A 12,183-nucleotide genomic window follows, 5' to 3' on the forward strand; every position below is an offset into this window, starting at 1 on the left:
TGTGGCCCGTTGGTCAAGCGGTTAAGACACCGCCCTTTCACGGCGGTAACACGGGTTCGAGTCCCGTACGGGTCATCCTTTTTTAAATAAAATTATCTTGGTCCCGTGGTGTAGCGGTTAACATGCCTGCCTGTCACGCAGGAGATCGCCGGTTCGATCCCGGTCGGGACCGCCATATAATGGCTCGGTAGCTCAGTCGGTAGAGCAGAGGACTGAAAATCCTCGTGTCGGCGGTTCGATTCCGTCCCGAGCCATCATAAAAACTACTGTATATACAGTAGTTTTTTATTTTATATCGACCTTATGAAAATAGAATAAATCAGTTCGATTTTACAAAAAAACCTACTTAATTTAAAATAGAAGTAAGTGGAGTAGACCTCTAGCAACAAGCTAGAGGTTTTTTTCGAAAATCTAGTGTTTATATACAAAAAGAATAACACGTAAGATGGTAGTCGTATTATATTTAGAGAGATAGTCCACAAAACGAAATTGCTATGATAAGTTTATTTGTTGCCTAATTTAATATTAAATTGCAAAAGATATGTATAGAATTGATGGTAGCAAAAACTGACTAGAAAAGGAGTGCGGGGAATGAATAAAAAAATATTAATAGTCGATGATGAAAAACCAATTGCTGATATATTGAAGTTTAATTTAGAAAAAGAAGGTTTTGAAATTGTTTGCGCGTATGATGGAGAGGAAGCATTACAAAAAGTAGATGAGTTTCTTCCTGACCTAGTTTTATTAGATATTATGTTACCAATTAGAGATGGTTTAGAAGTTTGTAGAGAAATAAGAAAGAACCATGAAATGCCGATCATTATGATTACAGCAAAGGACTCAGAATTAGATAAAGTACTAGGTTTAGAAATGGGAGCAGATGACTACGTAACAAAACCATTTAGCACACGCGAGTTGCTTGCCAGAGTAAAAGCAAATTTACGTAGACACCAAACAGGAGCTCCATCTGAAAAAGAGGAGTCAGTTGAAGTTATTATTGGCTCGCTTGTTATCAATCCAAATGCTTATATCGTAACTAAACGTGGCGAGAAGATTGAATTAACTCACCGCGAATTTGAATTACTATATTACTTAGCGAAGCATATTGGACAGGTTATGACGAGAGAACATTTACTTCAAACTGTTTGGGGTTATGATTATTTTGGAGATGTACGAACTGTCGATGTAACAATTCGAAGACTTCGTGAAAAAATTGAGGACAATCCAAGTTATCCACTTTTCATTGTAACTAGAAGAGGAGTAGGATATTACCTGCGTGATCCGGAGCAAGATTAATGGCAGCTTATAATAAAGTTGGTTTATTTAAATCAATTGTATTTAAATTTGTACTTGTTTATATTTTACTCATCTTAGTAGCTATGCAAATTATTAGCGTTTATTTTTCAAGAGAGCTTGAAAAGCAACTCGTAAACAGTTTTACAGTTGCGATAAACGAACGTGCTAAGCTACTGGCTTATAATATAAAAATAGAGTATGAAAAAAAGAAAACTCTTGATGACCCAGAAGTAAAAGCTAATATCCAAAAAATAGTTTCCGACTTTGGAAAGAATATCGGAATATCAGACGTAAGAGTTATTAACCAAAATAGTGAAGTCATTGCAACTTCAGATTCTAGTAATCGGTCTATTGTTGGTAAAAGGACTACTGATATTTTAGTAAAGAGAGCTCTATTAGTAGGCACTAGAACTGAGAAAGTATTAATTGATCCTAAAAATGGTCATCGAATGAAAACAATTGTTACCCCAGTAATGGAAGGTGACGAAATTGTTTCAGCCATTTACACGAGTGCTTCGATGGAAAGTACTTATGAAAGAATGGAATTAATTAACCGTATTTTTTCAACTGGTACACTTATAGCAGTAGCGATTACATCCATATTAGGGATACTATTGGCTAAAGCAATTACAAAGCCAATCTCTGAAATAAGAAGACAGGCCCAAGAAATGGCGAAAGGAAACTTCTCTCGCAAATTAAAGGCCTATAGTGAAGATGAGATTGGTGAATTAACGATATCATTTAATAATCTATCTCGTAATTTACAGCAAGCCAGAGCTTCGACGGATGGAGAAAGAAGAAAGCTTCAATCAGTACTAGAGCATATGTCAGATGGGGTTATCGCAACTGATCGTAGAGGGAAAATTATTCTCTTAAACGATCCAGCTGAAACGATGCTTAATGTTTCACGTGAAACAGTATTAAATAAATCAATCTTAGAAGTATTGGGAATCGAAAAGATTAATACTTTAGATGATTTATACGATGAGCCAGATTCAATCATGTTAGATTATAGTAATAATAAGAGACCAATGATTATCCGAGCGAGTCTTTCAACTATTCAAAAAGAATCCGGTAAAGTTAATGGTCTAATCGCTGTACTTTATGATGTAACTGAACAAGAAAAAATAGAGCAAGAACGAAGAGATTTTGTTTCCAATGTGTCACATGAATTAAGAACACCGTTAACAACGATGAGAAGCTATTTAGAAGCATTGTCAGATGGAGCTTGGGAGAATAAAGAAATTGCACCTAAGTTTTTACAAGTAACTCAAGATGAAACAGAACGAATGATTCGATTAGTAAATGACTTATTACAATTATCTAAGTTAGATAGTACTGAATATCGTTTAATGAAAGATTGGGTTAACTTCACGGAATTATTTAATCGGATAATTGATCGACATGAAATGAGTAAGTCTCAAGAAGTATCGTTCAAACGTGAGTTTATAAGTAAGACAAGATTTGTATTTATAGATGAAGATAGAATTACACAAGTGTTAGATAATATTATTTCAAATGCATTAAAGTATTCACCAGAAGGTGGGACTGTAACTTATCGTATTAAAGAGTCTAGAGATCAAATATTAGTTAGTATAACTGACGAAGGTATGGGAATTCCAAAAGAAAATCTATCAAAGATATTTGATCGTTTCTATCGAGTAGATAAAGCTAGATCGAGACAAGTTGGGGGCTCTGGACTAGGGCTTGCTTTGGCAAAAGAAATGATTTATGCGCACGATGGTCATATATGGGCTAAAAGTGAAGAAGGAAAGGGTACAACAGTCTATTTCACACTTCCAGTGGCTGATGACCAAGAGGATGAGTGGGAATGAGAAGAGAACATATAAAATCAGTTGTATTAACTACTCTTGTTATCGTAAGCTTAGTTCTTTCATATAGCTTATGGTCATATCAACCAACATACGATGTACTTCAAAATCAAGACTATGTCCAAAAAGTTTCGATTGGTGCAAAAAGAGACTTTAAGGACATAGTAATTCCGAATTTATTAGTTGTTCATGAATCAAATAAGAATTATGAAACAACTAAACAGGGGAATATATCACCAATTTATAGATCATTGCAGAAATCCGAAATCACGAATTTTGAAAACCTGACAAATAAAACATCTGAAGTTGCCTACCAGTCAATTACAAAAGGAAAAAATAAATTAGAAATTATTTTTCCAACTGTAGTGCCAGTAGAGACATTAGGTAAAGTTCTTAATCTAGATGCAAAACGATTACAAAATGTTTTATTTGACCGAATCATCATCAATTTATCTACTAAACAGGATTCTTCAGCAAGGATTTATTTTTCAAATGAAGCACAAAGTATTCTCTATGGAGCAACCTTTGATAACTCTTCAATTATTGCTTCTGTTGAAAAGATTCGAGACAATTACGAAAGCTTTACTGAAAGCTTAAGATATAAGTTAGATTCAGGTAAAATAATTTATTTACCTAAAAAACCAATCAAACTAACTACGATGGAGTATCTTACAACGGATATTGATGTTGATAAATTAAAAGATGCTATATTTAGTGATCCATCAAATGTCCGAAAAGAAAGTACCGATTCAGGAGATACATTCACAGATGGTACTAGACTAATGTCAGTTTCACCATTAAATCGAGCGATTTCATTTGTTAACCCGACAACACCTGAAAACAATAATAATCAAAGTCCTAATTTATTAGTCCAAAGAAGTGTTGATTTTATTAATGCTCATGGTGGCTGGACTGATGGATATATTTTGTCTGGTGTTAAACCTGAGAATAATGAAGTTTCATTTAGACTTTTTGTAAATAATTTACCTGTGTATAATAATTCAACAATTACGACGAGTTGGGGAGTAGACGATATAGAAACCTTTAAGCGTCCATTGTATAAATTTAGAATCCAGGTGGACAAGAAGGATAGTGAAATGGAGTTAATGTCAGGTTCACAAATTATGGACATCATATCTAATAATAAGTCTATTAATAAATCCCTTATAAAGGATATTAGCTTAGGGTACGAGACGATATTTGATGAAGATAAATCAACAATCAATCAACCGTACTATAACAGAGCAATCCTGTTAAAACCTGTTTGGATCATAAATTATGATGATACCTATAAGAAGATTGATCAAGATATGCTAAGTAGAACTGGGGTGAATATTGTTGGATTGGAGTAGAATCAAAACAATATTTATTTTAACTTTCTTAGTATTAGATTTATTTTTAGCGATTCAATATTATCAAAAGCGAAGTAGTGATCAGTTTGATACGATGGCGGAATCGAGTATTGAGGACCAATTAAAGGAAAATGATATCACATATGTGACATTACCTAAAAATTCTTTAAAGGAATCTTATATATCAGGTAATAGTAAGGATTTCTCGAAGAAAAATTTTGCTGATCGAAAAGGACAGAATATACAAATCTATAAAGATGTATTACAAAGTCAATTAAAAAAACCAGTTCCAATTGCAGAGACAAATAAAATACTCTTCTTAGAGAACTTCGTGAAGGAGTATGTTTGGAATGGTGGTAACTATCATTATTGTCAAATAGATCCAACGTCAAAAACGATATACTTCTGTCAAACCTATAAAGATCGCGTAATTTATAATATCGAAAGCTCAGTAGTTGAAATAAAGTATAACGATAATAATGAGATTTATGGGTATCGCCAAAGATATTTAGAAAACTTAAAAGAAATGATCGATAAAAAGAATGTCCAAGAAGCTTTACCAGCAATTAAAGCCATTGAAAATTTATTCGTTAAAGATGAATTAAAACCGAGTGATCGAATTACAAAAGTTGATTTTGGCTATTATACAGTAATCCCGTTATCGAATGGAGTTAAATTCATAGCACCAGCATGGCATATCGTTGTCAATGAAAAGCAGGATTACTTTGTAAATGCTATTGAGGGACAAATAATTAAGATAGATAAAGAACAATGGAGTGAATAGCGATGAGTCTGCATTTTAGTGTACTTGCAAGTGGAAGTACCGGAAATGCGTTATACGTTGGGACGGAGAAAACTAAGCTTTTAGTTGATACAGGACTAAGCGGTAAAGCGATGGAGTCTTTATTTAAAGAAATCAACAGGGATATAAAAGAAGTTTCCGGCATTCTAGTCACGCATGAGCATAGTGATCATATTAAAGGACTTGGAGTTCTTGCCAGAAGATATCAAATCCCAATTTACGCGAACGAAAAAACATGGAAAGCAATGAACCATTTAATTGGAGACATTCCAACAGAGCAAAAGTTCATTTTTAACATGGAAACAACGATTCAGTTTGGGGATATTGAAGTTGAATCATTTGGTGTATCACATGATGCTGCTGAACCAATGTTTTACGTATTTCATCATAATGAGAAAAAATTTGTTACAATTACGGATACAGGCTATGTAAGTGACCGAATGAAAGGGATCATTTCTAACGCAGATATGTATATTTTTGAAAGTAACCATGATGTCGAAATGTTACGCATGGGTAGATATCCATGGAGCATTAAGCGCCGTATTTTAAGCGATGTTGGTCACGTATCAAATGAGGATGCTGCACTAGCAATGTCAGATGTAATTGGGGACAAAACAAAACGTATTTATCTTGCTCATTTAAGCCAAGATAATAATATGAAAGAGCTTGCCAGAATGTCTGTTACTCAAACATTAGAGGGAAAAGGGTTTGAAGTTGGGATGCAATTTGAAATTCATGATACGGACCCTCAAAAACCAACAGATATAGTGTATGTATAAAACAAAGCGCATACTTAAGGGGAGAGTTTACTTTCTCCTCTTTTTTTTGTGCTAAAAAAAGGAGCTGTGTATAAGTGGAAAAAATAATTTTAAGCTGTGATGAGCACATAGAATGGGCTCTTGACGATTTTGTGGATAAGTATAGTGAAACACCCCTGTTGAATAAAGTCGAAAAAACGCATAATATATCCACAACCTGTGAATATTGTCAAAATGATGCCATATATATTGTATCGAACATAGATTCCCCCACTAAATGTGGATAGAAATTGTGGGTATGTGGATAACTTTTGTGTATAACTTGTTCGTAAAGTGAGGATATAGTGTGAATATCTCAATTATCAGTGTTGGAAAGTTAAAAGAGAAGTATTTAAAGATGGGGATCGATGAATACATAAAACGATTATCTAGTTACGCAAAAATGGATATTATCGAAGTCCCAGATGAGAAGGCACCAGAGAATTTAAGTGATGCAGACATGCTAATCGTAAAGGAAAAAGAAGGCGAAAGAATTTTAAGTAAAATAGCAGAAGATGCTTATGTAATTGCACTAGCTATTAAGGGGAAGGAACATACATCTGAATCACTAGCAAAAAAAATAGATCAACTTGCCACATATGGAAACAGCAAAGTAGCATTTGTGATTGGTGGGTCATTAGGTCTAAGTGATGCGGTGATGAAAAGAGCGGATGATACATTGTCATTTTCAAAAATGACTTTTCCACATCAATTAATGAAGTTGGTTTTAGTTGAGCAAATTTATCGTTCATTTAGAATTAATAGGAATGAGCCGTATCATAAATAATAAGGAAATTATTAAAATTAATCTTCTGTAAAAAGACGCAAGAATGTTGTTAAATCAACATTTGATCTTGTCATATTTAAATGATGAGATGTCAAGGATGCAAGATAAAATTAATAAATCTCAACGTTATTTAACGGTATAAGCAGTAAAATAGAAAAGGGAATGTGCCACAAAAAGTTGGATCACATTCCCTTTTCTATGTATATAGGCTAATTTCCTATCAGAGGTGAAGAAACGATTCTCTAGACTTAATTTGTAGGACCATTGTCAACGCTAGCTTCAATGGCACTTTGAACGTTTGCAGGCACTGAAGATAGGAAATCATAACCAGTCAAAGACTCAATAGAATCTACACTTACCCTATAGTAACTCCAAGGATGGCTAGAAGTGGTTTGATCATTTGGTAGGACTACAGCAATTACTCTCGTAGAAGCTGTAACTCGACTTAAATCATTATTTCCATTAGGTAATACAACGATCACTTTCCATGTTTTTGCTGGTACCACAACGCCATTCCCAACAGTAGTCTTATATCCATTAGACCCAGTGCCTCCTGATCCATAGCCACCAGATACTACATATAATTCATTTCCAGCAGTTACAAGTGAACGACTATACTCTTCTAAATTTGCCCAAGTAACTTCGTTGTTGTTTGGAGCTTGTGGAATCATATTGCTCATTAGAAAAGTTGCTGAATTGTTAGCAACAGTAGATGTTCGGTCAGCTGATGGACACATATGACCTCGATCAAATCCGCTTCCTGAAAATTCACTAGCAGTAACTTGATACCAGCCTGATGGCAATGTTGTATCAGCACGGAAATCATCCTGACGAGCGGCACTTCCAAGATCAGATGAACCTACATGCCAGCTAACCCAGTTAGGCTCGTGTTTGCTATTGTTGTAAGATAGATCATACTGAGATTTAACCATTAGATAATTATTAGAATTAGATGTATTACTTGTTGCGCCACTTGGGTTTCCTAATCCAATATGATCATTATCAGTGCCCGTTTGTGTTTCTGTTGAAGGTTCTGCTGTGGAAGACGAATTTTGAGGAACTATACTGCTCGTATTCACAAAGTCATTAGCATTATTATTCGTGTCCCAACCATTCCCTTGGCCTTGGGCAGTTCCACCATTGTTGTCCTTACGTTCTACACTTGTTGTAGCAGAAAGAGTACCTACTGGTGTAGTTTCTGAATCATTTGCAGAGCCGAAACCAACAAAATCCACGACATTTGAATCAGCTGAACCTGATACCGCAGTCGTAGCTTTAGCTAATGCAACTTTTCCGCTGCTTGCGCTTAAGTTGATTGTACCTGTAACATCCGCAGTTGGAAGGTCAATCGTTCCGCCACCGCCGCTTGCTTCTTTAATTAATATATATTGATGTGCTCCAATGCTTCCTGATAAATTTGTAATGTTACTGAATGCACCAGTAGAAGAGGCATATTGAATAGACCATCCAGATAAGCTAACACTTGAATTTGTCGGATTATAAAGTTCAATATAATCATTTTTATAGGAAGAACCGCTATTACCTCCACCACCATAAATTTCGCTGATCACAACATGGGTTCCCACAGCAGCCTGTGCGGGTTTATTAAATAAATTCCCAAACGTACCACCTAAAAAGACTAAACTAGTACAAACAAGAAGCGCTGTATTTCTCTTAAGATTTCCTTTAATTTTTTTAGATAATCTAATCTTTTGTTCAGATCGACTTTCTAACATATAACAAAAACCTCCTAATAAGTTTTAAAATTGATTTATTGAATGAATGGAGTAGTAAGAGCATTAATTGCCCATGGTTAAAGAGAAGTAAAAAACAAATTATTCGTTGGTTCAAATGATGAGATTCTGGTTGAAGATTCTTTGTGTACCCTAGTTTCTGCAATGCAATATGTACAATACAAAAGGTGAAAAAATAACGACCTTTTTGAAATTAAGCAAAAAAAAATACTGTTTAAAGTTGGATTTACGTAAATTATCTTGCTACCGGTCTATGTAATCCTAAATAGCCTTTTAAGCACCTCCTTAAGTGTTTTTTGTAGTTTTGCTTTTTTTTACAAACGAAAATATGATATGGGCAAAAAATCATAAGATCAACTTCTTATCTATTCACAAAACATAGACCGTATGACTTAGATCTATAATCTGTAATCATTTAATTTGCCTATTTCCACAATAGCATAATTAAATTTGGAATAGTTTTAATTTTTTGTAAAAAGATAAAAATCTTTTATTATAACTCTAACAATGTGGTTACCATAAATTAGTTAAAATAATGAGTGAAAAATGCGTACCTCTTATGGAAAATAAGAGGATTTTAATTGATTTTATATATGAGAGCCATTATTGATTTTTTATAATCATAAGAAAATCTTAAGATTTACATAGAGAGGTTATTAAGATTTTACTGATATCATCTTCTTACATGAAAAATAAAGAGGTGATAAAATTTTGAAAAAGGGAAATAGGAGAGAAATACATGAACATATTAGTTTGCGATGATGATCAGTCAATTGTAGAGGCTATTTGTATTTATTTAGAAAATGAAGGTTACAGCATGTTCAAAGCCTTTAATGGAGTAGAGGCTCTGGAAATCATCGAAAATCAGGAAATCCATCTCATTATTATGGATATTATGATGCCTAAGCTAGATGGGATTCGGACTACGATGAAGATCAGAGAAAGTTATGGAGTACCTGTCATTATGCTGTCTGCGAAGTCCGAGGATTCTGATAAAATTTTAGGCTTAAATTTAGGAGCAGATGATTACATAACAAAGCCATTCAATCCTTTAGAGCTCATCGCACGAGTTAAATCACAACTGCGGAGATATACAAGCTTAGGTAGTCTTGAAACAAAGAATAGTTTATATCGTAGTGGAGGGCTAGCAGTCGATGATGAAAGTAAAATCATTACAATTGATGGGGAAGTTGTTCATCTTACTCCAGTTCAGTATAAAATTGTAAAGCTCTTGACTGAAAATGCTGGTAGGGTATTTTCAATTGAAGAAATTTATGAAAGAGTATGGAACGAAACGGCTTTTAATCCCGAAAATACTGTATCAGTCCATATACGAAAAATTAGAGAGAAAATCGAAATAAATCCTAAAGAACCAAAATATTTGAAGGTGGTGTGGGGAGTTGGATATAAGGTCGAGAAAATATAGTCATTCGTTAACTACAAAAATAATTGTATTTACGCTTGTTGTTCTTTTCTTTTCAGGTATATTAAAATCGATTGCAAATATAGAGGCTTTAACCGACGATGATTTTGGAATAGTCTTTGAAGATAATTACTTTCTCAGCAAATCCTATATGCAAGAAGTTAAACCAATTATTACTAGCCTGACTCAGTTAGTAGTTGAGTATAAAAGTGAAGAGAATATTTCAAAGGGTGGAGCAATTAGCACAGAGGATATGAGATCAATTGAAGAATCTTTATATCCCGACTTTACGGAGAGGTCAAAAATATATAATCCAAGTTTAAGTGAAGAAGAAAACTTTGAAAACTTTAAAAAGGCTTATACAAAAGAAATTAATCAAGCAAAGAATCAGATGGTAACGGATGATTTAAAAAGATATCAAGGTTTAATGCAAATTTTAGGAGAAAAGAAAGATCTATTATATTATGCCACTGATGGAGTTAATGAGTTTACAAATAACACTTTAAAAGGCCAATTCAAAGGGAACCCTTCCTATGTAATTTATAAAAATTATAAAACAGAAATTTATCCAGCAACAATTGAAAAGAATAAGCGTTTTAATTGGATTACCGGAAATTTACATCAGTTAAATGAAAAAAATATGGAAGTTTCTATAGCGTTCACGCAAGATGCTTTGAATCAAAAAATAAAAGAATGGAAAGAAGATAAGTCAATTGCGACGAAAGCATTTATTCTGTTTATAGGATGTACAGTCGGATTCTTATCATCTTTTGTGTACTTAGCACTTATTATAGGTAGAAAAGCATTTAATGATCGAGAACTTCATTTAAACACAATTGATAAATTATTTAATGATGTTAATGTTGTATTGATAATGGCTCTAATTTCCTCTTGGGTAGCATTAGTAGACATGCTAACAATAGAGGTCATTAATAAGTTAGTATTTTTCCTTACAATTCCGTTTCTGATCGTGGCACTAGTGCTAATTTTATCAATCATAAAACAGATTAAAAACGGAACACTGTTAAAACATACATTAATCTATCTTTCATTAAGTAAGTTTTTTACTTTTATTAAAAATGTCTATAATAGTGGCAGTACTGGTGTTAAAACGGTTTTACTTGTAGTTGGCTATCCAATCTTAATTGCGTTAACATTTTTTATATTCCCAATCACGATCGGCTTTGCTGCGTGGTTTGCATATAAACAAGTAAAAAAATTCAATGCAATTAAAGAAGGCATCGAGCAAATAAAAGCAGGCGATTTCAATCACCATATAGAGGTAGATGGGAAAGGTGAGTTTGCAAGTCTTGCTAATAATATAAATACCATTACAGATGGTTTGAAAACAGCCGTTAATCGTGAACTAAAGAGTGAGAGGATGAAAACTGAGCTTATCACGAATGTATCACATGATATTAGAACACCATTGACGTCAATTATTACGTATGTTGACTTATTAAAAAAGGAAAAGGACCCTATTAAAATACAAGAATATGTAGGAGTTTTGGATCAAAAATCGCAAAGATTAAAGCTATTAACTGATGATTTATTTGAAGCAGCCAAAGCGTCTAGTGGAACAATTCCTGTTCATCTTGAGCGTATAGATATTTTATCGTTATTAACCCAAGGCTTGGGTGAAGTTAATGCAAAAGTAGAAGCTTTAGATTTAACATTTAAAATAAATCATCCCAAAAATAAACTCTTTGTTACAGCGGATGGAAAACTATTATGGAGATCTATAGAGAATCTATTATCTAATATATTTAAATATGCACTCAGAGGATCAAGAGTATATATTGATATAGAAGATATGGGGAATGATATACTTCTAACTTTCAAAAACATTTCTGCTTATGAATTAAATATTTCGGCTGATGAACTAATGGAACGATTCAAAAGAGGCGATGAATCGAGAAATAGCCAAGGTAGCGGTTTAGGTCTTTCAATAGCGAAAAGTCTAATTGAAATTCAAAAAGGGCAGTTTTCAATTCAAGTTGACGGTGATTTATTTAAGGCGATGATTCGAATACCTAAACAAAATAGTTTAATTTCTTAAGATCAAATAATTAAGATCTAGCACTCCTGTTCAAATAGGGGTGCTTTTTTATTGAAGGAGACAAGGAGGTAAATCACGAGT

The 12,183-nt window shown here is 33.6% G+C and carries 10 protein-coding genes and 3 tRNA genes; 12 read left to right on the forward strand and 1 reads right to left on the reverse strand.

Annotated elements, in window-relative coordinates:
* The first annotated feature begins 3 nt into the window (after positions 1–3).
* The 10 genes from BM319_RS23540 to rlmH all read left to right on the forward strand — a co-directional run bounded on the left by BM319_RS23540 (position 4) and on the right by rlmH (position 6,866).
* A tRNA-Glu gene (locus tag BM319_RS23540) sits at positions 4–75 on the forward strand.
* 24 nt (positions 76–99) lie between these two features.
* A tRNA-Asp gene (locus tag BM319_RS23545) sits at positions 100–175 on the forward strand.
* Between the two features lie 6 nt (positions 176–181).
* Positions 182–254: transfer RNA gene (locus BM319_RS23550), tRNA-Phe, on the forward strand.
* A gap of 337 nt (positions 255–591) precedes the next feature.
* Complete coding sequence (yycF, locus tag BM319_RS23555) at positions 592–1,296, forward strand: response regulator YycF (protein ID WP_025569158.1); 705 nt, start codon at positions 592–594, stop codon at positions 1,294–1,296.
* Positions 1,296–3,131 carry a cell wall metabolism sensor histidine kinase WalK gene (gene walK / locus BM319_RS23560; protein ID WP_029715380.1) on the forward strand — a complete coding sequence of 612 codons (1,836 nt, stop codon included), beginning with the start codon at positions 1,296–1,298 and terminating at the stop codon, positions 3,129–3,131. Before yycF ends, walK begins: the two co-directional genes overlap by 1 nt.
* Positions 3,128–4,480: a YycH family regulatory protein gene (locus BM319_RS23565; RefSeq protein ID WP_025569161.1), complete on the forward strand. Its 1,353-nt coding sequence runs from the start codon at positions 3,128–3,130 to the stop codon at positions 4,478–4,480. Before walK ends, BM319_RS23565 begins: the two co-directional genes overlap by 4 nt.
* Positions 4,467–5,264, forward strand: coding sequence for a two-component system regulatory protein YycI (locus BM319_RS23570; protein ID WP_069033646.1), 798 nt, complete (start codon positions 4,467–4,469; stop codon positions 5,262–5,264). The genes BM319_RS23565 and BM319_RS23570 overlap by 14 nt, the downstream gene beginning before the upstream one ends.
* Before the next feature lie 2 nt (positions 5,265–5,266).
* Positions 5,267–6,061 (forward strand): exodeoxyribonuclease YycJ, encoded by a 795-nt coding sequence (gene yycJ, locus BM319_RS23575; RefSeq protein ID WP_069033647.1) that lies wholly within the window; start codon positions 5,267–5,269, stop codon positions 6,059–6,061.
* A 74-nt stretch (positions 6,062–6,135) separates the two neighbouring features.
* The gene (locus BM319_RS23580) at positions 6,136–6,327 is read left to right on the forward strand and encodes a CxxH/CxxC protein (RefSeq protein ID WP_387325021.1); all 192 of its coding nucleotides are present in this window, start codon (positions 6,136–6,138) and stop codon (positions 6,325–6,327) included.
* A 59-nt stretch (positions 6,328–6,386) separates the two neighbouring features.
* A complete protein-coding gene (rlmH, locus tag BM319_RS23585) occupies positions 6,387–6,866 on the forward strand; it encodes a 23S rRNA (pseudouridine(1915)-N(3))-methyltransferase RlmH (RefSeq protein ID WP_069033648.1) in 480 nt (159 codons plus the stop codon).
* Between the two features lie 248 nt (positions 6,867–7,114).
* Here the strand turns inward: rlmH and BM319_RS23590 are convergent, their stop codons facing one another.
* Positions 7,115–8,602, reverse strand: coding sequence for a DNA/RNA non-specific endonuclease (locus BM319_RS23590; RefSeq protein ID WP_084006860.1), 1,488 nt, complete (start codon positions 8,600–8,602; stop codon positions 7,115–7,117).
* A gap of 757 nt (positions 8,603–9,359) precedes the next feature.
* Between BM319_RS23590 and BM319_RS23595 the strand changes: the two genes are divergently transcribed.
* Together BM319_RS23595 and BM319_RS23600 are read left to right on the forward strand one after the other, a co-directional pair.
* Complete coding sequence (locus tag BM319_RS23595; RefSeq protein WP_069033649.1) at positions 9,360–10,046, forward strand: response regulator transcription factor; 687 nt, start codon at positions 9,360–9,362, stop codon at positions 10,044–10,046.
* Positions 10,021–12,102, forward strand: a complete 2,082-nt coding sequence (locus BM319_RS23600; protein ID WP_069033650.1) for a HAMP domain-containing sensor histidine kinase — start codon at positions 10,021–10,023, stop codon at positions 12,100–12,102. The genes BM319_RS23595 and BM319_RS23600 overlap by 26 nt, the downstream gene beginning before the upstream one ends.
* Positions 12,103–12,183 lie beyond the last annotated feature (81 nt).

This window comes from Bacillus sp. UNCCL81 (assembly GCF_900112535.1).
Classification (GTDB): Bacteria; Bacillota; Bacilli; order Bacillales; family Bacillaceae_G; genus Gottfriedia; species Gottfriedia luciferensis_B.

Bases quoted from the DNA above. Each gene is read 5' to 3' on its own strand.
- yycF (WP_025569158.1), top strand. From the start codon at position 592: ATGAATAAAAAAATATTAATAGTCGATGATGAAAAACCAATTGCTGAT.
- walK (WP_029715380.1), top strand. From the start codon at position 1,296: ATGGCAGCTTATAATAAAGTTGGTTTATTTAAATCAATTGTATTTAAA.
- BM319_RS23565 (WP_025569161.1), top strand. From the start codon at position 3,128: ATGAGAAGAGAACATATAAAATCAGTTGTATTAACTACTCTTGTTATC.
- yycJ (WP_069033647.1), top strand. From the start codon at position 5,267: ATGAGTCTGCATTTTAGTGTACTTGCAAGTGGAAGTACCGGAAATGCG.
- BM319_RS23590 (WP_084006860.1), bottom strand. From the start codon at position 8,602: ATGTTAGAAAGTCGATCTGAACAAAAGATTAGATTATCTAAAAAAATT.
- BM319_RS23595 (WP_069033649.1), top strand. From the start codon at position 9,360: ATGAACATATTAGTTTGCGATGATGATCAGTCAATTGTAGAGGCTATT.